The sequence below is a fragment of the Pseudoalteromonas sp. S4492 genome, assembly GCF_005886115.1.
Classification (GTDB): Bacteria; Pseudomonadota; Gammaproteobacteria; order Enterobacterales; family Alteromonadaceae; genus Pseudoalteromonas; species Pseudoalteromonas gelatinilytica.
This window is the reverse complement of sequence record NZ_PNCP01000022.1, coordinates 70,993-94,954: the sequence shown is the minus strand read 5'-3', so window position 1 is coordinate 94,954 and position 23,962 is coordinate 70,993. Positions and strand designations below refer to the sequence as shown.

23 protein-coding genes are annotated in these 23,962 nt (G+C 42.0%); 17 read left to right on the top strand and 6 right to left on the bottom strand.

What is annotated here, in order from left to right:
• The first annotated feature begins 33 nt into the window (after positions 1 to 33).
• A complete protein-coding gene (locus CWC28_RS06860) occupies positions 34 to 1,659 on the top strand; it encodes a di-heme oxidoredictase family protein (RefSeq protein WP_138624911.1) in 1,626 nt (541 codons plus the stop codon).
• Between the two features lie 35 nt (positions 1,660 to 1,694).
• Here the strand turns inward: CWC28_RS06860 and CWC28_RS06855 are convergent, their stop codons facing one another.
• Positions 1,695 to 2,738, bottom strand: a complete 1,044-nt coding sequence (locus tag CWC28_RS06855; RefSeq protein WP_063707703.1) for an ABC transporter substrate-binding protein — start codon at positions 2,736 to 2,738, stop codon at positions 1,695 to 1,697.
• 150 nt (positions 2,739 to 2,888) lie between these two features.
• Positions 2,889 to 5,735 carry a TonB-dependent receptor plug domain-containing protein gene (locus CWC28_RS06850; protein ID WP_138624910.1) on the bottom strand — a complete coding sequence of 949 codons (2,847 nt, stop codon included), beginning with the start codon at positions 5,733 to 5,735 and terminating at the stop codon, positions 2,889 to 2,891.
• 310 nt (positions 5,736 to 6,045) lie between these two features.
• Between CWC28_RS06850 and CWC28_RS06845 the strand changes: the two genes are divergently transcribed.
• Positions 6,046 to 6,432, top strand: a complete 387-nt coding sequence (locus CWC28_RS06845) for a cytochrome b562 (RefSeq protein WP_062565726.1) — start codon at positions 6,046 to 6,048, stop codon at positions 6,430 to 6,432.
• A gap of 51 nt (positions 6,433 to 6,483) precedes the next feature.
• Here the strand turns inward: CWC28_RS06845 and ykgO are convergent, their stop codons facing one another.
• A complete protein-coding gene (gene ykgO, locus CWC28_RS06840) occupies positions 6,484 to 6,621 on the bottom strand; it encodes a type B 50S ribosomal protein L36 (protein WP_054554561.1) in 138 nt (45 codons plus the stop codon).
• A gap of 18 nt (positions 6,622 to 6,639) precedes the next feature.
• Positions 6,640 to 6,891 carry a type B 50S ribosomal protein L31 gene (locus CWC28_RS06835; RefSeq protein WP_063707699.1) on the bottom strand — a complete coding sequence of 84 codons (252 nt, stop codon included), beginning with the start codon at positions 6,889 to 6,891 and terminating at the stop codon, positions 6,640 to 6,642.
• Between the two features lie 249 nt (positions 6,892 to 7,140).
• On the opposite strand from CWC28_RS06835, the gene CWC28_RS06830 reads away from it, so the two are divergent.
• The gene (locus CWC28_RS06830; RefSeq protein ID WP_220095044.1) at positions 7,141 to 7,368 is read left to right on the top strand and encodes a hypothetical protein; all 228 of its coding nucleotides are present in this window, start codon (positions 7,141 to 7,143) and stop codon (positions 7,366 to 7,368) included.
• Positions 7,369 to 7,437: 69 nt separating this feature from the next.
• Here the strand turns inward: CWC28_RS06830 and CWC28_RS06825 are convergent, their stop codons facing one another.
• Both CWC28_RS06825 and CWC28_RS06820 read right to left on the bottom strand, forming a co-directional pair.
• The gene (locus CWC28_RS06825; protein WP_138624909.1) at positions 7,438 to 11,214 is read right to left on the bottom strand and encodes a S8 family serine peptidase; all 3,777 of its coding nucleotides are present in this window, start codon (positions 11,212 to 11,214) and stop codon (positions 7,438 to 7,440) included.
• Between the two features lie 235 nt (positions 11,215 to 11,449).
• Positions 11,450 to 12,103 (bottom strand): DUF6058 family natural product biosynthesis protein, encoded by a 654-nt coding sequence (locus CWC28_RS06820; RefSeq protein ID WP_063527485.1) that lies wholly within the window; start codon positions 12,101 to 12,103, stop codon positions 11,450 to 11,452.
• A gap of 160 nt (positions 12,104 to 12,263) precedes the next feature.
• On the opposite strand from CWC28_RS06820, the gene dapA reads away from it, so the two are divergent.
• The 14 genes from dapA (at position 12,264) to CWC28_RS06750 (ending at position 23,959) form a co-directional block, all read left to right on the top strand.
• Positions 12,264 to 13,178 (top strand): 4-hydroxy-tetrahydrodipicolinate synthase, encoded by a 915-nt coding sequence (gene dapA, locus CWC28_RS06815; RefSeq protein WP_063707789.1) that lies wholly within the window; start codon positions 12,264 to 12,266, stop codon positions 13,176 to 13,178.
• 106 nt (positions 13,179 to 13,284) lie between these two features.
• Positions 13,285 to 13,995 (top strand): beta-ketoacyl synthase chain length factor, encoded by a 711-nt coding sequence (locus CWC28_RS06810; RefSeq protein ID WP_105173554.1) that lies wholly within the window; start codon positions 13,285 to 13,287, stop codon positions 13,993 to 13,995.
• Entirely contained in the window at positions 13,985 to 14,770 is a 786-nt protein-coding gene (locus tag CWC28_RS06805) for a lysophospholipid acyltransferase family protein (protein ID WP_063707692.1), read from the top strand. The genes CWC28_RS06810 and CWC28_RS06805 overlap by 11 nt, the downstream gene beginning before the upstream one ends.
• Positions 14,767 to 15,024 (top strand): phosphopantetheine-binding protein, encoded by a 258-nt coding sequence (locus tag CWC28_RS06800; RefSeq protein WP_054554555.1) that lies wholly within the window; start codon positions 14,767 to 14,769, stop codon positions 15,022 to 15,024. Before CWC28_RS06805 ends, CWC28_RS06800 begins: the two co-directional genes overlap by 4 nt.
• A 25-nt stretch (positions 15,025 to 15,049) precedes the next feature.
• A complete protein-coding gene (locus CWC28_RS06795; RefSeq protein ID WP_054554554.1) occupies positions 15,050 to 15,295 on the top strand; it encodes an acyl carrier protein in 246 nt (81 codons plus the stop codon).
• A gap of 8 nt (positions 15,296 to 15,303) precedes the next feature.
• A complete protein-coding gene (locus tag CWC28_RS06790) occupies positions 15,304 to 15,870 on the top strand; it encodes a COG4648 family protein (RefSeq protein WP_063707690.1) in 567 nt (188 codons plus the stop codon).
• Positions 15,857 to 17,215, top strand: a complete 1,359-nt coding sequence (locus CWC28_RS06785) for an AMP-binding protein (protein ID WP_063707688.1) — start codon at positions 15,857 to 15,859, stop codon at positions 17,213 to 17,215. Before CWC28_RS06790 ends, CWC28_RS06785 begins: the two co-directional genes overlap by 14 nt.
• Positions 17,199 to 17,552 (top strand): ApeI family dehydratase, encoded by a 354-nt coding sequence (locus tag CWC28_RS06780; RefSeq protein ID WP_063707686.1) that lies wholly within the window; start codon positions 17,199 to 17,201, stop codon positions 17,550 to 17,552. The genes CWC28_RS06785 and CWC28_RS06780 overlap by 17 nt, the downstream gene beginning before the upstream one ends.
• Positions 17,553 to 17,555: 3 nt before the next feature.
• Positions 17,556 to 18,293, top strand: a complete 738-nt coding sequence (locus CWC28_RS06775) for a glycosyltransferase family 2 protein (RefSeq protein WP_063707684.1) — start codon at positions 17,556 to 17,558, stop codon at positions 18,291 to 18,293.
• Positions 18,293 to 19,261, top strand: coding sequence for a lysophospholipid acyltransferase family protein (locus tag CWC28_RS06770; protein ID WP_063707682.1), 969 nt, complete (start codon positions 18,293 to 18,295; stop codon positions 19,259 to 19,261). Before CWC28_RS06775 ends, CWC28_RS06770 begins: the two co-directional genes overlap by 1 nt.
• 1 nt (position 19,262) lies before the next feature.
• Positions 19,263 to 20,807: an HAL/PAL/TAL family ammonia-lyase gene (locus CWC28_RS06765; protein ID WP_171038295.1), complete on the top strand. Its 1,545-nt coding sequence runs from the start codon at positions 19,263 to 19,265 to the stop codon at positions 20,805 to 20,807.
• Positions 20,800 to 21,225, top strand: a complete 426-nt coding sequence (locus tag CWC28_RS06760) for an acyl-CoA thioesterase (protein WP_063707680.1) — start codon at positions 20,800 to 20,802, stop codon at positions 21,223 to 21,225. The genes CWC28_RS06765 and CWC28_RS06760 overlap by 8 nt, the downstream gene beginning before the upstream one ends.
• Entirely contained in the window at positions 21,225 to 21,743 is a 519-nt protein-coding gene (locus CWC28_RS06755; RefSeq protein ID WP_063707677.1) for an outer membrane lipoprotein carrier protein LolA, read from the top strand. The genes CWC28_RS06760 and CWC28_RS06755 overlap by 1 nt, the downstream gene beginning before the upstream one ends.
• Positions 21,740 to 23,959 carry an MMPL family transporter gene (locus tag CWC28_RS06750; protein WP_063707676.1) on the top strand — a complete coding sequence of 740 codons (2,220 nt, stop codon included), beginning with the start codon at positions 21,740 to 21,742 and terminating at the stop codon, positions 23,957 to 23,959. The genes CWC28_RS06755 and CWC28_RS06750 overlap by 4 nt, the downstream gene beginning before the upstream one ends.
• The last annotated feature ends 3 nt before the right edge of the window (positions 23,960 to 23,962 follow it).

The window sequence follows — 23,962 nt, the reverse complement described above, 5'->3', positions numbered from 1 at the left end:
AGCATCTGCTTCCCCTCTTTACAAGATACCGTCATGAATGTAAAAGCAATTAAACCAATTCTATTTGCTTTCACAGCCATATCTTTAGTGGCATGTGGAAGTAAAACCAGCGATAAAAGCGCGACCGAAACGACAACACCACCCCCAACAAGCAGCGAAACTGATCCAAATTATATTGATGTCGTTGCCTTGGCAGGTGATGCGACAGCCCTCGATACCAATAATTCAGGCCATGGTTTCTCTACACCTATGCCTAATTTAAGTGATTCAGAACTCGATATTCACTTAACTGGCGATGCTAATTTTGAAACATCCTTTACGACAGCCCCGAATGATGCACACCCGGAACTCGATGGTTTAGGGCCTGTTTTTAATAACAATAACTGTAATGCTTGTCACCAACGAGATGGTCGCCCAAGTACCATTGTTCCAACCGCTGAACAGCAAACTGTGAAGTTAGCGAATGATGCAGGGATCTTTTTACGCGTTAGCTTAGCTGATGGCGTGTGTGAAATGCCAAGTAGTGTCAATGATTTTTGTCAGGTTACAGGCGTTGAAGGGTTTGGGGATCAACTCTTTCATCGGGGGATTTTACAAGCCCGTGAAGACTGGCAAACGCATAATTTTGGTGGCCAAGCTGATGTATATCTAAGCTATGATTACACGGAGTTTAGCTACCCGGATGGTAGTACTGTCACGTTGAAAAAGCCGGTATTTACTATCGACAATGCATGGGACTCACCTGAAAACTTCAGTTTAAGTGCCCTTGCCAATGAAGATGTACGTTTTAGTGCCCGTAATGGCATGCCTGTCTTTGGTCTTGGATTGCTTGAAGCGATTGAAGAGCAAGATATTCTAGCCCTTGAAGATGTTGATGATGCCGACAACGATGGAATTTCTGGTAAAGCAAACTGGGTATTTGATGCTGTTAAGGCTCAAGCGGGTGATGAAAACCCTGTGTCACTTGGACGATTTGGTTGGAAAGCCAGTACACCATCAGTCAGACAGCAATCACTAGGTGCACTGCGTGGTGACATGGGGGTAACCAACTCATTGTTCCCTGAAGAAAGCATTGCTAATACATTAATGCACGAAAGTTATTTATCTCGTACTAACTATCAAGATACCGGTTCTGATGAGCAAGGATTGCCAGAAGCGAGTGATGAGTTTTCTGATACGGTCGTGTTTTACGCAGAAACGCTTGCTGTGCCAGCTCGTCGTAATGTTGCCGACGAAGATGTTAAAGCCGGTGCACGTTTATTCAACGAATTAAACTGTACTGGTTGTCATACGCCTCGTTTTGTAACCGCAAATGGTGCCGCTTTATTGTTGGGCGGTATTGCAGCGCCTGCGGCTGTAAAAGGGCAAGAAATTTGGCCATTTACCGACATGTTGTTACATGACATGGGTGAAGAGCTTGCTGATAACCGTCGTGATTTTATGGCAACAGGCCGTGAGTGGAAAACGCGTCCGCTTTGGGGGATTGGTTTAACGAAAACAGTTAACCCTGCCGCAGGTTTCTTACATGATGGGCGCGCAGCCACACTTGAAGAAGCGATTTTATGGCATGGTGGTGAAGCTGAAAAAAGTAAGCGTGAATTTACAGAGCTTAGCAGTGAAAAAAGAGCTCAGTTAATTAGCTTTTTACAATCACTATAGCTTTAAACCCTTTAAAAGCGCACTGTCAACGCCCTTTACAGTGCGCTTTTTGTTGCCTCTAAGAGAAGTGATTCAACACAAAAGGGAAGGGGATTTTTATTCGCTTTACTGAAAACGCGAAAGTTAATTGCTAAGTTATCACTGTGAATTTGTTCAACTAGCTTGAGCGTTTGTTCGTTATGTTGGCTGAAAATGGCCACTTCATGATGCATAGGTCCGGTTGCGTGCTTATTCAGTAAATCATAAATATTTACCAAAGCAAACGCCCCCAACGTAACATGACCGCCGATAGTGACGTCTATTTTTTCTGCTACAACGCTAAGTGGCCAATTTATTGCACCAACCCTTACATCTTTGCGTTTGTTTAACTCATCAAGCGCTGCAATCGCCCCTATTGCCATGGCATCGTTGGCAGCCCAAACAATATTAATACTTGGTTGATGGCTAAAATAGCCGAGGCTCTGGCGATACGCTTGTGTTGCTGACCAGTTGGCAACTGTTTTCGCGGTGATAGTCGCATTATCATGCGTTTGAACACTTTGCTCTAAACCATGCTCTCTATCAAGTGCTGCATGGGTCGTGTAATCACCATTTATCGCGAAAATATTAGCCGTGTGCTGCGTTTGTTCTATTAGCTTATCGGCTAATAGTTGCCCCGCTTGTTTATTATCGGGCACCACGCTACCTGCGATATTAATACCCTGATCAATCAAACGGTTTAGTTCTTGTTCTGATGGGCGGTTAAGTAAAAAATAGATGGGCGTAGAGATGTGCTTTAAGCTCAAAAGTTGTTGGGTAAGCACACTTTTCTCATCAACTAAAATCAACATATCTGGCTTAGCTTTAAGCGCCTTAGCCACTAATGACTTCATTTCAATATGATTCCGGTTGGCATAATGAATCGTTAAATCGAGATCAAAGTCTTTGGCAGCGTCACGCATCAACTGCGACACTTCAAACCAAAACGGGCCCGTGACATTGGTATCGGCATGACCGGGGTTTATAAAAATAATACTTTGCTTGGCAAAAACACTCGGTAAGCAAAATAGGCAGATAGTGAAAAATACCGCTTTAAGCATAGTCTTATTAGGTTAAAAGGCCGATAGGGAAGAGTATAGCTTGAATTGTCAGGTTTTAAGTAAATGATTGGAATTGGATAGTATTTTTAATACCGGATAGAAAAAGGGCTGCACAAATGTGTAGCCCCAAGAGAATCAAATATTTTACGATTAGAAATCGTAAGATAGTCTTAAGTAGCCGAAACGACCGATGTTATCGTAACTCGCACTACCAGAACCTGTACCTAACGTACCGTATGGAAGTTTGCGGTTGAAGATATTATCTACACCCAGCTTCACACCAAAACCATTTTCAAAGTTATAACCAATTGTTGCATCAGAGATAACGTAAGTACCAAATGTCATTAAGCTATTTGGATTCGGGTTATCTGCAAGTTCTTGGTCAGTGTAAAGGCTCACTTCATCTAGATAACGTGTATCAAACGTTGTAAAGAAGCCATCACGCTTATACGAAATTGAAAGGTTTGCTTGCCATTTCGCTTCACCGGTTGTGCCAGCGTACTCATAGTAGTCGCTAGTTTGGTCTTGGAATGGGAAGGTTTTACGCTCGATTAAGTACGTACCAATTAAACGTGTTGAGAAGTTGCCTTCTAGTGCATCAAAGTCATAACCTAATTCGAAGTCAACACCTGATGCTTCTTGACCAGACACGTTCAGAACTGAGTTTTGAATAAGTGTAATTTCATGTGAGCTGCTATCACGCGTGATCAGGTTACAGTATTGGTTATTAATACCACCTTCTGCATCCACACAGCGGTCAAGAATGTCTTGTGAACCGATGGTTGAAATCGCGTCTTCAAGCTCAATTTTCCAGTAGTCAACTGTCACTACTGCGTTTTCAATGAATGAAGGTTGGTAAACAAAACCAATTGTTGTACTGGTTGATTCTTCGCCTTTCACGTCTCGGTTACCACTTACTAAACCTTCAAGGGTTTGTGCATCGTAATCTGATTCAAAATCAGCAGGTACACCAAGGGCAGCACAGTTCGCGCGGCGTACTTCTGAGTTTTGTAAATCATTTAGGTTGTCAGCTAAACACGGATCGTCAACACTGTAGAATGTTTGGCTTGGTGCACCAAAGATTTCGCCAATGTTTGGCGCGCGAAGTGCTTCAGATTGCGTTGCACGTACTCGTAGTTGATCGTTAACTGTCCAATCTAAACCAAGTTTCCAACTTGTTGCATTACCAATTGTGCTGTAATCAGCGTAACGTACCGCTGTATCGAGTACTAAGTCTTGTACAAGTGGCAAGTCAGCAAGAAGTGGGATTGATGCTTCGAAGTAAATTTCGTTTACGTCAAACTCACCTTTGTCTTCGCCAAGCGCGTTAAAGAAGGTACCGGCTGCGTTGTCTGGCTCTTTAGTTTCGCTTTCTTCTTTACGGTATTCAACACCCGCTGCAAAACCAATATAACCAGCTGGTAATTCATAAATTGCTGAATTTGCAAGTGAAGCAGACACAACTGTTTGGGTAATCTTTGAAGTACCTACTGAAACAGTATTGATGTAATCAATCGCTTCTTGGCTTGGTGCACCGAAGCCCATGATATTAACAGGGACACAACCTTCAGCACGCGCTTCTTCGCTGCGACAAACAACATTGCCTGAACCATCATCTACAGCATCAAGGGCATTGTAGTAGTTTGCCATGATCATGTTAGCGCCATTAACACGCTCTAAATCAGTTTGACCATATACAACTGACGCATCTAATTCCCAATCTGTGAATACAGTGCCTTTTAAACCTGCAACAAAACGAGTCGTTTCACGTGTATTGTCTTCAACACGACGACCTAAATCAGTCATCATGCGGTTAACCATGATTGAGCTAACACCTTCTTGTTCCATTAGATCTTTAACGCTTGAATCAAGGTAAGGGTTATCAATCTTGATACTGTTATTTGGGTTAAAGAAGAAGAATGCTGGCTGACCAATGCTCTGACCTTCGCTATTTACGTATTTAGCTTCAAGATACGCATTCATGTTTTCTGCGATATCATAGTTCGCTTTGAAGTTTATGTTGTAGCGTTCAAATTCAGGTTGAATTTGGTTGAACTGTGCTAGGTTAAATGAATCACAGTTAGCACATGCAAGGCCATCCACTTGGTCGCCAATGTTAAGTTCACGATAAGTACCATCTGGGTTAAATGAATTTACAAAGCCATTACTTAGCGCGAATACACCTGCGTTATTAATCGCATAGTAGCCTGCATTTGGCGTATAAATGTAGTCAGGGAAAGCAGGATCATCTTTGTTTTCTGCTGTTTGCGCAGTGTTGCGCATATTGCGGTAAGAGCCATCAGTCCAAGGGTGGTCTAACGCATTTAAAGTATCTTGGCCAGAATACTCAACAGAGAATGCCACGTTACCGCGGTCATTATCGAAGTTAGTGCCGTAAGAGAATGTTGCTTTTTCGTTGCTATAATCGCTTAGATCAGATTCGCCTCGAGTAACACTCGCGCTAAAACCTTCGATGTTCTTTTTAAGAATGAAGTTAACTACACCTGTTACAGCATCGGCACCGTATACAGCTGATGCACCACCTGTGATGATTTCAACACGCTCAACCCATGTGCTTGGAATTGTATTTGTATCAACTGATTGAGAGCCTGCAGAGCTAGAAACGTGACGCTTACCATTGACAAGTACCAGCGTACGGTCAGTACCCATATTACGTAAATCAAGAATGCTTAAACCCGCAGTACCGATGTAACGGCCAGAGTTTGAAAGCGAAAACGTATTACCAAGAGCTGGTAATTTATTAAGCGCTTCACCGATATTAACAGCACCAGTATTAATTAAGTCATCACCACTGATCACGGTCACTGGTGCAGGTGCAATAGCACCTTCACGTAAAATACGAGAACCTGTTACTTCGATACGGTCGATTGTTTGTACACCTTCTTCATCAGCAGCAAATGACTGACCTGAAATTGCAAGTGCAGATGTGCACAGGGCAAGCTTAATACTTGCACCTAAGATGTTATGTTTTTTCATTGTTTCACCTGTTAGTTTTTATTTTATCCCTTAAAGGGTTGTTAACAGTTGTTCTTAAAATGTTAACGCGGTGCACTTTATCATTGTCCCTATTATTTGCAAACAAAAACTACGTATCAATTTGTACACATCTAATTTCAATTTAAACAGTGTGTTAGGTTCTTTGTGGGGTTCAGGTGTTTTTTGTTTGTTGTGAAAAGGTGGTTACAGAATATTTACTTTGTTGCTGTATTCGGTATTTTAATGGCATTAGGTTTACGTAGCGTTTCGCTTTATAATGGGTGCATAATTTGTATTTGGTTGAGAGTGTATGAAAGCCATTTTTATTAGTTTTTTAATCGTTTTTTCCAGTCTGAGCGCGGCCAACAATATTGACCTTGAGGCCAATATGAAAAACATGGGGCTTGCTTATAAAAACTCAGTGCGAGCAACTGATTTAGCTACCTTTAATACCGCTATTGATGAATTTATTGAGTTGTTAGAGACAGCCAAAACAGCTGATTTTAAACAGCATAAAACGGCGTCTTTAGAAGGGCTTGATAAAGTCATAAATCAAGCAAAGCAAGCTAAGCAACTTGCAACGACTCGTGGCCTTGAAGCAGCAAAAGCGCCGCTTAAATCTATTGATGAGCTACGTAAAAAATACCATGAGCTCCATGAGCCGCCAGGTTTTTGGGAATTGCTATTTGGTAAGTAAGTTATTGAGTTAAAATTACTTTAATTTAAAAAAGGTGCCTAGGCACCTTTTTTAACGCTTTTTCTTTTTACCTTGAACGGCTTTAAAGCGCGGATTGTCTTTATTAATAACATAGACACGACCTTTACGCTTTACGATTTGGCAGCCCGGGCGGTTCTTCGCGCTTTTTAATGAACTTAATACTTTCATGTTCTTTCCTTATAGCAACTATTTGCTCGCTAAGCTTTTAAAACGACGATTAAACGCAGCAACACGGCCATCGCTTGCAACGGCTTTTTGCTTACCGGTATAAAACGGGTGTGAATCGCTTGATACGTCAATTGGCACATAAGGGTAGGTTTTGCCCTCAAGTTCAATCGTGCGCGAAGTTTTGATTGTCGAACCAATAATAAAATAGCTGTCTGCCGCTGTATCATGAAACGCGACTTGCTGGTAATCAGGGTGGATATTTGGCTTCATAATGCATCTATTTGTTATGTGATAATGTAGCGATTGTAGAGTGGTCGACTATTTGGGTCAAGATAAAAATGATTCTTATTTATATTGTTTTGTCTTAAATTTGTACAAGCTGAACAATCAATAAGCAGTTAGATTTAAAAAGCTGGATATTGTCGATAAGGCTGTTATAACTAGGTATGCGTGCTTATTTTAAAGAGGGATATGGAAGTGAATGATAAAACTAGCCGTGAAGAACTAGATCAAAATGTAATGAACACGCTTCGCGATAAAGACCATTCTGTTTTAGCTAATCATGTAGACACCTTGTCGTGTACTCACAACGATATTATTGAGTTGTTGGCACAGTATTTAGCACTGAGTGAACAAGATGATGATGAGCGTTTCGATACCTGGTTTGATAATCTAAGTAAAGAGCAACACACTGTCGTAAAAACGTTTGAAGTGTATCGTGGTCAGTACGAGCATTTAGATTCTTAATACTTGACCATGTTGTTTTTAGATTAAAAAAGCCACCCGAAGGCGGCTTTGTTGATTAGCGCTAACTAATTAATCTAACATGTAAGCTCGCATGGTAATTTGCTCAGCTTGGCTTGAACCATAATCAGAAACAATCGTACGAATATGGACAAAGTCACCGACGTTGCCAGTATTAGGGATAGTTGCCACCCATTTACCGTCAATGTGTTCAACCTGTGCATCTAACCAGTTTTCGCTTGAGAACTTGGTTGATACAGGGCAATAGATATAAGCAGGCACGTTAGCAATTGTGCATTCTTGGCCGTACGCATATTGGAACTGTACATCTGCCAGCGCCACTTCACCTACACCGTCCAGTAAACCCGTTAACTTAACGTGAGCCGCTTCGCCTGCTTTCATGCTGTTATTAATATCAACAGGTAAATCAACCATAGGCACTAAAATTGGCTGAACACCTTGTTGCTGCTCGTCAGCCGTAAATGTATAGAAGCCTTGGTAAAGAGAGCCAAGTTTATCATTGACCGGAGAGCGCTCACCGACACCGCGGGCATAAGATCGCATTTCTAAGGTAATTTGATGAGAGCCCGGTTCAAGCGTTAACGTGCCTTGATACGGAGAGGTTGGCTCACCATTTACTTTTAAACCAAAGGCTGAGCTACCCATATAACCAAAAATACCATCATGGTTTTCAGCATCGCCAAACGAAGCAAGATTAAAGTAAAGGACATTGGTATCGCGGCTAATAATCGCTGAGCCACTGCTGCCTAAGCTGCCAGCACGAGGACCTTTAAACCAAGTAGTACTTTGCTCAGCACCTTCAGTCATTGCACGTGGACCATCAAAATAAGCGCCTGCGCTTTGAATTTGGTAGTTTGGCATAACGACATTCGTCCATGCATTTTTTGCACTTGCTGTGTAATATTCATCACGTTGGTAAGGCAACATAATTAACTGCGAGCTACCTGTCGAGTAGAACTCACCCGTACTGTTGGTCATTGCCATAACATCAGTCCATGCCGGGCGCTCATCATTTTGCGAATGATAAGACGCACTCATTTTATGCATTTTATGCTCAGCAACATTGATTTGCCCAGATTGAATTCGGCCATCAGTAATGTGGTTGATTGAATAGGCATAAGGTGAGCGTTCAGCCGCAATACCAGACCAGCTAACGATATTGTTGCCAGCTTCGATTTCTGCCATTAAGGCTTCACCTTGTTCGGTACTAATACCAATCACGGGTACTTTTGGTGTGCCTGTGATCGCGCCTTTATATCGGCCGCCACGACCAGGGCGGTAAAAGATTACGCCACTAGCGCCATGTTTCATCGCGTTACCGACCATGTACGACGTGAGGTAATTAGGATTCGCAATAAGCGCTATTTTTCCGTCTAACTCAAATTGACTCCAATCAGTGCTGTAGCCGGCATCACCTACTGGCACGACTTCTGCTGACCCTTCACCATGAAAAGACAGTGCTAAACCTTGTTTGATGTAATCAAGTTCAACCCCGTTTTGCATAGTGACGGTTGTTTCTGGAGCCACCGCGCGGGTGGTGATAAATGAACGAAAACGGTCGTCATGACCTTGTGACCATGCATACATATCATTTACGTAATCAGGTGCCATTTCGATAGCAGCAAGCTTCGCCACTTCTTGATCGTCAATCGCGTAAGTAAAGCCAAATGAATAGCCTTGTGGATCAAGAGGCTGGTCAGCTTTAAAGGTGACAGGTTGAGCGTTACGTGCATCAAAGTTAATCTCTGTTTTGCCATCAATCTTACGATTTAATACAGCCATTTGTGCCGCTGATTCAACTAAACCAGAGCTGGTTTGCGGGTTATCGTAAGTCATAATGTTAGCAATCAACGTATAGTAACCAGCAGGTACATCGATATTGGCTTTGCCGCCAGTGAGTCTAACAAGACTGCCCCAATCATCTTCTTCATTAATTAAGTAAAGCTTTGATGGAGAGCCTGCTTGATTGCCCCAGCGATCTGTCAGGTTAACCGTTAAATTAACGTGAGGTTGGTCAATCCAAAATGACACTGGCACCGTCACTTGCTGATCTGTATTGCCAACAGTTGTGCCTGTGATGCGACCTGTAATTGCACCATAAGCACTGTTATTAAGGGCCACACTTGGGTCAATCCACATAGGGACTTGAGCAATACCTTTGGCTGGGATTGTCACTGAGTTAACATCTAATCCTGCCAGAGTCGCTGGCAATTGTGTTTTGCCATCTTCACCAATTAAGTCTAATTTCAATTTTAATTGAATACTTTCATCAGACGTGTTTGTTAGCGTGATCTGTGTTTCTGTAAATGCATTATTAGCATTATCAAAATAGCCAAGTTCACGGTTCGCAGGAGCCACAATAGCTTGGTTAATGGCGCGGTCGATATTCATGGCACCGGCACCTTGCTCAAGGACGTGTGAGTTACCACTAAATACGGATGATGTGAGCACATCTTTAATTTCTTTTGGCGTAAGATCTTGGCGAGCTTGCATAACAATTGCAGCACCACCGGCAACATGCGGGGCTGCCATTGATGTACCTGAATACACGCGGTAAGCCGTATCACCTAAGCCACCAGATGCTGCGGCAACAACAGATACACCTTGCGAGGCAATATCTGGTTTTGCTGAGTGGCCATCTGGCGATGGACCGCGTGAAGAGAACGACGCCGTATTGCCATCACGATCAATAGCACCTACGGTTAATGCACTTGGCGCACAGCCCGGTGAACCAATTGTTTCACGGGTAAAGCTATTGCCCGCAGAGATAACAAATAAGGCCTTATTGCTCAGCGCTTCAACCATCTCAACCAATGGGCCACTACACGTTGTTGCTGTACCACCCAATGACATATTTACAATGTCAGCGTGCTCTGAAAGCACCGCCCATTGCATGCCATTTAAAATACCGTAAGTTGAACCTGAACCCGTATTGCTTAATACTTTAGCGATAATTAAATCGGCAGCTGGTGCCACACCGACCCATTTACCTTCTGACTCATGACCATTGCCTGCAACGGTTGAGGCTGTATGAGTACCATGACCATTTAAATCATCTACACCGTTGCTCGAATATGTAAAATCACGGGATGCAATGACACGACCTAGTAAGTCTGGGTGCTCGGTATCATAGCCTGTATCAAGTACAGCAACTTTAATACCTGCGCCATTATAGTTAATCGCTGACTCACCATATGCGCCTGTAAGCGGTACTGTCGGAGTCAGGGTTTCTGACTGTGAAACCTTGTGAGCATGAACGACAGCATCAAGCCAAATACCTTCAACGTCAGCTTGTGCAACCAAGGTTTGCCAAGTTTGCGCTGCTTTGTCTTTGCTGATTGCAAATGCGGCGCTATCTATTAGCTCAATTTCACCGGTTAATGACATACCAGCAAGCGTTGCTGGGACTGCAGGTCCTGCAAGGGTGCCATCGCGGTATTCAACAATGACGGGAAGCGCGTCGGTTGATGCATCATCGTAACCCGATTCATATAACTTATTAATATTGAAAAGCTCTAAATCAATCGCATTTGAATCTACTAAAGCTTGTGCATGGTTTGGAACTACATAGGTGTTGTTACCACGTTTAAAGATACTGGTGAATGTATCTGAACCATCTGCATTCACTAATCGAATGCCGCCTAGCTTGCCGTCTTTATTGACAACAGCCGACACTTTGTCCCCAGTGATCAAAGTGAATGTAAGGGCATTCGCTTTACTTTGTTGTGTAACAAATGATTCTTCTGCGGTTGCTGGTTGGGCAATCGATAAGCCGAGCATGGCTAAGTAGGTCGCCTTTAAGCGACCAAGCCTTGGAAAAGGTTTCATCTTTTCATCCTGTATTTTGATTTAATTAGTTTGGAAGAAAGGAATTATTGCTAGGTGCCAAAACAACAAACATGACAAGAGCAATAACTCAACCAGACCAATCTATCGATCAAGCAGATGAAAACCTACAAAACAAAGGTAGCAAATTGTATTAACCTATTTATAACAAAATAAACACTGTTGTAACTTTGTGCGGTTATTCAGTTGCGCTTCATTTAAAGCGCAAAATGAGCAGTTATTTTACCGATAGGTCGTATTTTGCAACGACATCATCAATATAACGATGGCGCAAGGTGTTTTTACCTTCGTTGCCCGTACCATGGCTTAACGCGCGGTTCATTAATTTGAGTGCCTTATGTAAGCTTTGGCGCTCTTCTACGCTTAAACCTGTTTTAGTGCGTAGTTCAGTAATATCATCAATTAATAACTTAGCTACGTCGAGCTGTACGGCTTCTTCAACTAAGCCATTTTGTGTGAGCACACCGTATTTACTGCATAAAAACTGTTGCCAAACTTGCTGTAAGTGCTCGTCAATTTCACTGCCAAATAATTCTTCATCGATAGCAAAGCCTTGCTCAGCAAGCTTACTGAGTTGATTTGAATATTGCTGAGCAAAATAATTAAACGCTTGGCAGGATGAGCTTATGTCATGTTTGATAATTAATTGCCCCCAACTAGCGGCACCACGAGGGTAATAATCTTGATATTCTTCGCATTGATAAATGCCCGAATATGAGCTGCATTCTAATTGGCTCTGCAAACAATAACTCGGTTTTGGAAATAAACTACTTTGTTGCCATGCCGATAGCGTTTCCTCATCAATTGAGAGGGTATGGCACAGCTCTTCGGTAGTATAAAAGTAGGTTGCCAAAAATTTTGAAAGTTGCATTATCAAATACTCACAATAAACACTGTTAATTTATACAGTGTTTGATTTTGGCTTAACTTTGATTTTTTCTCAAGTATTTTTATTTATTGCATCACACTACTCGGAAAATGCCCGTGTTTATGATACAACTAGCGCAAATTTTCCAAACATTAAAAAAGTTATGCGCAACCTAGAAACAATTAAACAAGCAAGTTTGATCACCGCTATAAAAACACCTTATTTAACCAATGGTGAAATTGATCTTGCATGTTATGACGACCTTGTTGAACAGCAAATTGCAGCTGGTGTTGATGGCATCATTGTGGGTGGGACCACAGGTGAAGGCCAATTAATGAATTGGGAAGAACACTTAATGCTAATTGCTCACAGTGTTAGCAAATTCTCGGACCGTTTATTAATTGTTGGTAATACAGGTAGCAACAATACGCGTGAAGCAATTAAAGCAACCGAGTATGGTTTTGCCACCGGTATGGATGCAGCGCTGCAAATAAACCCATATTATGGGCGTACGTCGCTGGCGGGTGTGAAAGAGCACTTTAACCGTTTACTTGATATTGGTCCTGCGTTTATCTACAACGTCGCAGGTCGTACAGGCCAAGATTTAACACCCGATATCATTGAGCCACTTGCGAAGCACGAAAACTTTATCGGTGTAAAAGAGTGCGGTGGCAATGAGCGTATTGCTCATTATGAACAGCAAGGCATTGCTTGTTGGTCAGGTAACGATGATGAAGCGCATGATGCAAGGCATATTCATAATGCGCACGGTGTTATCTCGGTTACATCAAATATCATCCCTGGCTTATTCCGTCAGTTGATGGATGAAAAAAATGATGCACTTAATGCAAAACTACAGCCACTTATGGGCTGGTTATTCTGCGAGCCTAATCCAATTGCAATCAATACGGCGCTGATGATGACAGGCGCGGTAAATCCTGTGTTCCGTCTTCCTTATGTGCCACTTACACGTGCACAGCAAGAGATCGGTTTAGGTTACATTAACGAACTTGATATTGCTGATATAGTTGGTGAAAAAGCACAACTTTTAACCGAAAAAGACGTTATTTTACGATAAAAATGAATGAGTGCTTAATTGCGGCTGTAATTAAGCACCATTGTTTTACTTTTTTGTAGCTAATAGGTAAAATTAGCAATCGTTTGGCGTTATAAGAATAATATTTGTGAAATTTGTTGTTGATAATTTGTGTTTATGGGTTGCACCCGAGCAACAAATAGCAGAATTAAGCCATCTCAATATTGCTGACCTTGATTTAAGCTGGGTTGCACCGATGCAGCGCCGCCGCTTAAGCCCGTTTATGAAAATGGCGCTTCATACTATGCATCAAGCGCAAGGCGAGCATCAGCAGCTAGCCGTTAATTTTTCATCTCGTCATGGCGACTTACCAAAAACAGCGCAATTGTTACATTCACTCGTCGAACAAGAACCGCTATCTCCAACCGCATTTGGTTTGAGTGTACATAATGCTGCAACCGGATTATTTTCGATTATTGCAAAAAACAAAGCCCCAATGAATGCTATCGCTGGTGGCCAAGACAGCATTATTTCAGCCATGATTGATGGTTTTGCTCGTGTTCATAGTGGTGTAGAGCAGCAAATTTTAATTGCCCATGCCGAAAGTGTATTACCTGATGAATACTTACCATTTAGCGACGAGCAACAAATTGCTCATAGTGTATCGTTCGTATTATCAACAGCGCAGGCCGGTAAGCCGTATTTTGAATTAACAAAACTTCCTGAATCAGAACATACTCAAAGTGACTCGTGTTTACCACTGAGTTTGCAATTAGCAGCTGCTTTAACAAGCAAAGGATCACAATCGCTGCTTTCACATCAACAATCAGCTTGGATGCTACAGTACCATGGCGACTAACGTTTACATTAAGTTGAATAAAATTTGGCGGGTACTGGCAACCGGGTTTTGTTTTTCTGTATTTGGCTTTGGCGGTATTGTACTCACTTTGTTGGTTTTGCCTTTACAACGTTTATTTGAACCTTGCCAAGCGAAACGTAAGCAAAAAGCCCGTTTAACGGTTCACTATAGTTTTAAATTCTTTGTTGCCTTGATGCATTACACTGGTGCTATCCATTTTTCTGTGCAAGATAAACAGAAATTTCATGATCTTAAAGGGCAGTTAGTACTTGCCAATCACCCTTCATTAATTGATGTTGTGGTGCTGATATCTGTGATTAAAAATGCTGACTGCGTGGTCAAAGCACACTTATTTAAAAATCCATTTATGCGCGGTGTAATTAAAGGCACAGGTTATATTAGTAATGAAGACCCACAAGAGTTACTGAATGATTGTGAAGCATCACTCGCTGCTGGAAATAACCTGATTATCTTTCCTGAAGGCACCCGCACAACCCCAGGTGAACAGTTAACATTTAAGCGTGGCGCTGCGAATATTGCTGCGCGTTGTAAAGCCCCAATTACTTCAGTGCTGATTAGTATGAAACCCAGTACTTTGACCAAAGGCACACCATGGTATTGCGTTGCCGCAACAAAAGCGCATTTTGAGATGCGCTTTGCCACTGACCCATTTACGTTTGACAACACATTTAATAATGAACAACCCGCCATGCAAGCGCGACAATTAACCCGTGATTTGCAACATTACTTTTCAGAGGAACTCAGGCACCTATGACTGAACTAAAGAACAAAATAAAACAATTAATCATTAGCAGCTTAGATCTTGAAGATATTACCGTGGATGATATTGAAAATGACCAACCTTTGTTTGTTGATGGTTTAGGCCTAGATAGTATCGATGCGCTTGAGCTTGGCTTAGCCATTAAAAAAGAGTTTAACGTTAAAATTGACGCAAACTCAGAACAAACAAAAGCCCATTTTGCATCGGTAGATGCATTGGCAGAATTTATTAACCAACACCAATCATAATACAGACTTAGAAGTAGGAATAAGCATGAAAACCGCTGCTGACATTTACAACGTTTTACAGGGCATTTTAGTAGATGAATTTGAGATCGATGCTGATGATATCAGCCTAGATGCGCACCTGTATCAAGACCTAGATCTTGATAGCATTGATGCTGTTGATTTAGTTGTAAAACTACGCGAAATTACTGGTAAGAAAATTGAGCCAGATGCATTTAAGCAAGTGCGTACTGTGCAAGATGTTGTAAACGAAGTAGAAAAACTCGTTTCTTAAACAATAGTATGCTCAAAGCGATAACCACAACACTGCTCTTAGTATGCTTATCTTTATACCCATTTATTGTGTACTTTGGATTACAGCATATCTCAATAAGACAAGTGAGCTTGGTACTAATGGTATTGTTAGGCTTAAGGCTTTTACTTAGCAAAAAGTTACTCACATCTATGCCATGGATAAAGCCCGCCTCTATTTTGGCTATTATCGCTTTAGCAACAACGCAGTTTTTTAACAGTGATCTGGGTTTAAAACTTTACCCCGTTATTATTAATACGGTAATGGCAGTAACCTTTGCTTATTCGCTGAAAAGTGGCCCAACAGTCATCGAAAGCTTTGCTCGAATTAAAGAGCCCGAGCTTGATGAAAAAGGGGTTAATTATACGCGCCAAGTTACTAAAATTTGGTGCGCGTTTTTTATTATTAATGGCAGTATTGCGTTATACACGAGCCTATTTACTTCGTTACAGACATGGACTCTGTACAACGGATTAATAGCCTATATTCTGATAGCTCTCTTAGGCCTTGTGGAATGGCTTGTTAGACAAAAGGTTAAAAGTAATGGTAGCGAGTAATCTGAAATTTCACCCAGACGCTGCATTTGTTGTTGCAGGACAGCCAATAACACATACACAGTTTTTTGCTGATATTGCGGCTTATCAAAGTAAACTCACAGCATTGAAAGCTGGCAGCCATGTAGTGTTATTTCACCCCGATACCTACCAATTTGCAGTGCGCTTATTTGCTTTAGCGTGTAGTGGTCATAATGTCATTCTGCCACCTAATGGTCAGCACGAAACCTTAAGTTTATTGCTTGCTCAGTCTGCTTTTTTTGCCGGCGATGCGACCAATATCGATGACGATGTGCTATTTACCAACCTTGAACATAGTCTTGGTCACACGCCTTTACAAACTAACCGTTTACAATGGCCAACAAACACAGCTGTTATTTTTTATACGTCAGGCTCATCTGGACAATCTAAACCGATAGTAAAACCGTGGCGGGTACTAAACCGAGAGCTTGCAGTATTATCAATGTCATTTGACTTACCTCGTCAATTTACGTTTTTAGCAACCGTTTCGCATCAGCATATCTATGGTTTATTGTTTCGCTTATTATGGCCGTTGGCGAAAGGTCATATTATTGATAGTGAACAAATTCAGTATCCTGAACATATTGCGCAAAGGCTAGAAAATATTCGTTATGCAGCGCTCGTTTCAAGCCCTGCACAACTCGGCCGTTTATGTGCTGATAACGTGTTAATTCCTGAGCGCGACAAAATTAAGTGGATTTTTTCCTCTGGTGGACCACTCAATAATGAGCATGCCGAAACTTTATTTAACCAGTTAGCTCGCCCTGCTACCCAAGTATTTGGTAGTACCGAAACCGGCGGTATTGCTTATCGACAAGTTACACAGGCAGCGGTTGATGTACCATGGCAGCCGTTTAATGGTAATTATTTGTCGTTGAATCATGAAGGGCGCTTGATGCTAGATTCTGCGATTTTAGAGCAATCGAATTTCCCTTTAGATGATAGAGCACTCGTTCATAAAAATGGTCAATTTAAACTGTTGGGCCGTATAGACAGAACGATAAAAATTGAAGAAAAACGTTTGAATCTAGATGAGCTTGAGAGTTATCTGCAAAGCCATGACTGGGTAAAAGAAGTAAAAGTGGTGGTTATTCCAGCTAAGCGCGTGCAAATTGGCGCGGTGGTTGTACTCAGTGATGAGGCTAATAAGGAGCTTGAACAGCAGGGTAAACTGGCAGTTAACCGCGCTTTACAAGCGTACCTCTCAAACCGCTTTGAACGTATTTGCTTACCACGCAAATGGCGCTATATCGATGCACTTCCTTTTAACAGCCAAGCTAAATTAAGTTTAAAAACATTGGAGCAGTATTTTGCCAAGCCTGAATAACGTAACCCCAGAGGTGGCCGTTTTATCACAAACAGAAACTAGCGTGAGTTTAGCGTTAACCATTGCGGCTGATTTAGATTATTTTCGCGGCCACTTTCCTGATGCGCCAATTTTAGCAGGCGTAGTACAGCTGGATTGGGCAGTGAAATATGCTCAGCAATATTTGGGTTTTGGCAAACTAGTACAAGATTTAGAAGTGTTAAAGTTTCAGGTAGTAACAACCCCCGATATGACGGTAAACCTAACTCTTGAGCGCAATGCAAAAGGTAAATGTTTGTTTAGCTATCAATCGGACAAAGGCCAGCATGCGTCTGGTCGAATTGTATTTTGTGATTAAGCCATGAACCAGTTTTGTATTGTTATTCCTAATTACAATCACACCCATGCTATCGCTGCAGTACTCGATGAGCTAAAAGCGTTAAAGCTGCCGATAATCATGGTTGATGATGGCAGTGACGCAGATGCCAAGCAAGTATTTTCAGAGCTTGACGCGCAGTACGATTTCTTAACCTTGATTCACCATGCTCAAAATCAAGGTAAGGGTGGCGCAGTTCAAACTGGGTTGATGGCTGCCTACCAGCAAGGGTTTAGCCATGCCATTCAGGTTGATGCCGACGGCCAGCATTCGTTAGCCGATATTAGTAAGTTGATTGAACTGAGCAATGCATCACCTAACAAGGTGATCAGTGGTTGTCCTATTTATGATAGCTCCGTGCCTAAGCATCGTTATTTGAGTCGTTACATCACCCATTTTTGGGTTTGGGTAGAAACGCTCAGCTTTGATATTGTTGATTCAATGTGTGGTTTTCGGGTTTATCCCTTAGCAGCCGTTGAGCATTTAATGACAAGACAAACACTTGGCAAGCGCATGGACTTTGATATTGAAATTTTAGTCAGGCTTTATTGGCAAGGTGTTAAGGTCACGTTTTTGCCAACCCAGGTCATTTACCCTGAAAATGGTGTATCTCACTTTCGAGCTTTACATGATAACGTGGGAATTTCGTGGCTGCATACGCGTTTATTCTTTGGCATGTTGCTACGCTCACCTAAGTTACTTTGGCGTAAGGTGGCTGGCTAATGGCTGTAAAGCACTGGTCAAAAATGCAAGAACGAGGCAATCGCTTAGGCATGCAGATATTGCTTGTGTGTTATCGGGTATTTGGCCGAAAAGGCTTGTGGTTGGTGTTGTTTCCGGTGGTATTTTATTTGTTTTTAACTGGCAAAATTGCCCGCCAAGCGTCTCATGCATTCTTAACCCAAGCGCGTAAGGTGAATGGCAATAGCAAAGCTGTTACTTGGCGCGATAGCTTTCGTCATTTTCGCTGCTTTGCAGACAGCGCTTTTGACAAAATAGATGCCTGGCTTGGGCGAATTCATCAACATAATATTCTTTACACTAACGAAGCCCTTTTTAAACAACTTGATGAGCAACAGCAAGGAGCTATTTTTATCGGCTCGCACCTTGGCAACCTAGAGGTATGTAGGGCCCTTAGCCAACACAGAAACAGTAAAACGATTAATGTATTAGTGTTTACACATCATGCGGTTGAGTTTAATAAATTACTGAAAAGTATTAATCCGGATGTCGCGGTAAACCTCATTCAAGTAACCGATCTTGGCCCAGATATGGCAATTATGCTCAAAGAGAAAGTAGAGCAGGGTGAAATTGTGGTGATTGTCGGTGACAGAACCAGTACCACCACCGCAGGAAGAGTTATTGAAGCGGACTTTTTAGGTAAGCCAGCCCCTTTTTCACAAGGGCCATTTATTTTAGCTGCGCTGTTAGATTGCCCAGTGTTTCATCTGTTTTGTTTAAAAGATAAAAAACCAAATGGCGAAACATGTTACCGCGTGATTTTTGAAAAATACGCCGACAAACTCGTTTTACCCCGTAAAACGAGGCAACAAACATTACAACAAATTGTTAGCGATTATGCGCAAAGGCTCAGTTTTTATGCTGCGGCCTATCCGTATCAATGGTTTAATTTTTATGATTTTTGGCAAAATGACGAGCAAGTTTCTCGTAGTCAAAACAAGGAGAACTAAGGTGTCAGAGCACTCGACTACCGTATTTGGCCAACAGCGTTTATCAATCGAAGATATTGTTCATATTGCATTAGAGCAAGGTGCTGTAGCGTTAACATCAGACCGTCAATTTGCGAATAAAATAGACAGCGCCGTCGCGTTTTTAGATAAGCTGCTTGAAGATGATGGCGTGATATATGGCGTTACCACAGGTTATGGCGACTCGGTAACCGTAAAAGTGCCACTTGATTTAGTCAATGAGTTACCACTGCATCTTACTCGATTTCATGGTTGTGGTCTTGGCGATGTGTTTAATCAAGCCCAAGGGCGCGCTATTTTAGCGACCCGTTTAACCTCGCTTTCGCAAGGGTATTCTGGCGTTAGCTGGGAGATGTTGAATTTATTACGTGACTTTTTAAATCACAATATTGTACCGGTGATCCCACAAGAAGGGTCAGTGGGAGCCAGTGGTGATTTAACGCCGCTTTCGTATGTAGCTGGTGCTATGGTTGGCGAGCGAGATGTTTATTACAAAGGCGAAATTAAAAACAGTCTAGAGGTGATGCAAGAACTTGGCTTAAAGCCATTAAAGCTGCGCCCGAAAGAAGGGCTGGCAGTCATGAATGGCACGGCCGTTATGACAGCTTTGGCATGTCTTGCTTATGATAGAGCTGATTATCTAGCCAAACTGACCAGCCGTATAACAGCCCTTGCAAGCCTTGCATTAAAAGGTAACAGTCATCACTTTGATGATATTTTGTTTTCGGTGAAGCCACATCCAGGGCAACAGCAAGTAGCTGCATGGATCCGTGGAGATTTAAACCATGTAGAACACCCGCGTAATGCTGACCGCTTACAAGATAGGTATTCAATTCGCTGTGCTCCACATGTTATTGGTGTGCTGCAAGATAGTTTGCCGTGGTTTAGGCAAATGATTGAAAATGAACTAAATTCGGCAAATGATAATCCAATTATCGATGGCGAAGGTGAACACGTATTGCATGGTGGTCACTTCTATGGCGGTCATATTGCAATGGTTATGGATAGCATGAAAACCGCTGTTGCTAATTTAGCCGACTTAGCAGACAGACAAATCGCATCCTTAGTTGATACGCGCTATAACAATGGTTTACCTTCTAATCTATCGGCGAGTAATGATGAACGTCGTTACATTAACCATGGTTTTAAAGCGGTACAAATTGGTGCCAGTGCATACACGGCTGAAGCATTAAAACTAACCATGCCAGCAAGTGTGTTTTCTCGTTCAACCGAGTGTCACAACCAAGATAAAGTGAGCATGGGAACCATCGCTGCACGAGATTGCTTACGTATCTTACAGCTTACTGAGCAAGTGGTTGCAAGTACCTTGCTTGCAAGTATTCAAGGTTTGCGTTTACGTATTAAAAGCGGTGAGCTTGAATTTGCCAGTTTAACCAGTGATGTACAAAGTATGTATCAAGACATTAGCGAGTTTTTCCCGCTGCTTGATGAAGACCGTCCTCTAGAGGCTGTTCTTCGCTTTACGGTTGACGCTATTCAAACAAAACGTTGGAGTTTATATGCATAGTAGAGGCTCGTTGTTGAGCACTCATGTTGAGATTGAAATTCCTTTTCATGATTGCGATCCAATGAATGTGGTATGGCATGGTAATTACCCGCGCTATTTAGAAGTCGCGCGGTGCGAATTACTGCGTTTGTTTGATTATGATTATGTGCAAATGCAAGAATCTGGCTATGCGTGGCCGATTATTGACATGCATATTAAGTACGTCGGCTCTGCATTGTTTACACAAAAAATCCGCGTTGATGCCTACTTAAAAGAATATGAAACACGATTACGTATTGATTACGTAATCACTGATTGTGCTACAGGTAAAAAGTTAACCAAAGCAACGACTATCCAAGTTGCGGTTGATATAGAGAATAAAGAAATGCAGTTTGTTTCGCCGCCTGTACTACATGAAAAACTTCAAAAGGTGATTTAATGCGATTAAGCGTGTTGTTACTGAGTGTGCTAGTTCTTTTCCCTGTGTTTGCATCAAGCGCGGTGACAGAGCAAGGCACATTTAGCCAAGAAAAGCATTTTAAAGGATTCAATAAACCTTTTATTTCAACAGGTTCGTTTGAACTTGCTGAAGATGGCCTCACTTGGCAGGTTGAATCTCCGGTTAAAAGCACGCTATTAATCAAGCAAGGGCAAGTATATACCCTTAACGATCAAGGTGAGCCGCAGCTACAAAAAGGCGCGGAGCCATACGTTAATTTACTGCAAGCGATTTTAAAGCATGATGAAGTTGCACTTGCTGAGCAATTTACGATGGCAGAGCATGCAGAGCCCGGTTGTCAGACTTTATTACCTAAAGATGACTTGCTAAAGCAGCTATTTAGTCAGTTCGAATTATGTGAAGCAGCAGAGCAAGTGAGCCGTGTGCGTCTGCAAGAAGCAAGTGGTAACTTTACGGTATTACGCTTTGCTTATCCTCATAAAGAGCAAAAACAGTGAAAGCATGGGGCCTAACGCTTGCTTGGCTAAGCCTATTAGTTAGCGCCTTAGTGGTTGTTTTTATTCTAAAACAGCCGACGTTGAATAATGATATTTTGGCTTTGTTGCCAAAGTCAGAACCGCGTTTACAGCAAGTCGAAGAACACTTTTTTGCGGCTAATAAACAGCAGTTGAGCTTTTCTTTTCGTGGTGAAAATGCAGTAAAAGCTTATGATAATTTAGAACAGTGGCTGGCGAGTAAACATATTGAGCCTCGTTTTAAGTTACCAGAAATATCCCAGTTGGCAGCATTTTACGGTCAGTACGCAGGGCATTTAGTTTCCGAGGAATATAAGCAAGCGATTGGCGATGCTAATCGCTTTCAACAGTATTACTTTAGCCAATTGAGTAAAGTCGCTGATCCTTTTGTTTCAAGTACTATCAACCAAGACCCTTCACTTGCCACAGCGGGGTTCTTATCTGAGGCTATGGCACACATGCAGCAATTTGAGCTGCAAGATGGCCGAATTAACATTAACTATCAAGGTGATGAGTATTTAATGTTATTCGTGCAAAGTGCTGACAATGCCTTTTCAATAAATCAATCAATAGCTTTAAGCAATGAGATTGTTGCCTATATCGCTGAGCTTGAAAGCCGCTATCCCGATACACAAATTCGTTATGCTGGTGCTTTATTTCACACCGCAGCAAATGCGCAGCAAGCCAAATTTGAAATGACCTTGTTTGGTTCGGTGAGCTTGCTGGCGCTTATTGTGATGGTGGTGTGGGTGTTTCGCTCGATCAATGCATTGTGGCTGGCCTATGTAACCGTGATAAGCGCCGCTATTGGCGGCACCATTGCGCTGATCTGTATTTTTAGTCAAATCCATGTATTAACCATGGTGTTTGCCGTGACACTGATTGGTATTGCCATTGATTATGCATTTCATGGCATGCTTGATTTAACTGAGCAGCCACAAGGTTTTAGCCAAGGGCTCAAACTGGCGCTTTTGTTGTCGTTACTAACCACCACACTCGGTTACGCGAGTTTGTTTTTCTCACCGGTGCAGTTACTCAGTCAAGTGGGCGTGTTTGTTGTTGCAGGGCTAGTTACAGCTTGGCTCTGCACACGTATCTTATTGCCTTATTGGCAAACAGGATTAACCATTAACACTGCTGCGCATCAGTTAGCAAACATGTTAAGTGGTTATTTAAAACGCTTAACGCATTACCGCGTCGCACTCAGTATGCTGATGTTAGTGCTATTAAGTGCCTTTGCTTTACTAAAACCCCCTGTGATTAATGATGATGTAAAGCTGTTAAATGCAAGTCCTGCTGACTTAATGCAAAACGAAGCTTTGCATATGTCTTTATTAGGTAAGGATAATGGCCAAATCATGATTTTATTTGCCGATAATGCGCAGCAGTTATTAGTACAACAAGAAGCATTAAAAGCAACTATTCGCGGTCTTAATGGCCGTGTCTTGATGCTTAGTGACTTAGTGCCTAGTAAACAATTACAACAGCAAAACTATGCGCAAATGCATTCGGCCCAGCAAGCGATGAGTGTGGTTAGCCAAATGACAGGGATGCCCGTTGAGCTCTCAACACCAATGCTTGATTTAAACGCGGCACTTAATTCTCCGTTAGCGCCGTTAATCGCTAACCAAGTGATCTCAAACAATACACTAACCGCAAGCTGGTTTATGGTAACGGGTGTAAATAAAACCGAGCTGATGGATTTAACCAACGCTTACCCAGATTTAATTGTTTACGATAAAGTCGCGATGATAAGCGAAGGTTTAAGTCATTACTCAAATTCGCTACTGGTGACACTGGCCATTGCGATGACCTTTGCGTTACTACTCTTTAGCGTTAAATTTGGTTTTAAAACGGCGTGTAAGCAAACGTTAGTACTTGTACTAACTACCGCAGCTGTACTGCTACTATGCAGTGCGCTGCAATCTCAGCTATCGATTTTTAATTTGTTAGGCTGTTTATTGATATTAGCGTTGGCAATCGATTACTTGGTGTTTTATCAGGTTAATAATTTAAGCCCGAGCAATGTACTCGCAATTAGTTTGTCAGCGGCATCATCGATGTGGGTATTTGGCATGTTGGCCGTTTCGAAAACGCCAGCCATTTTCAGTTTCGGATTAACGGTATTAGTGGGGCTAGTTTGTATCTATATCTTTGCGCCGCTTAGTATTGCATTACCTAAAAATAAGGAAAAATAATAG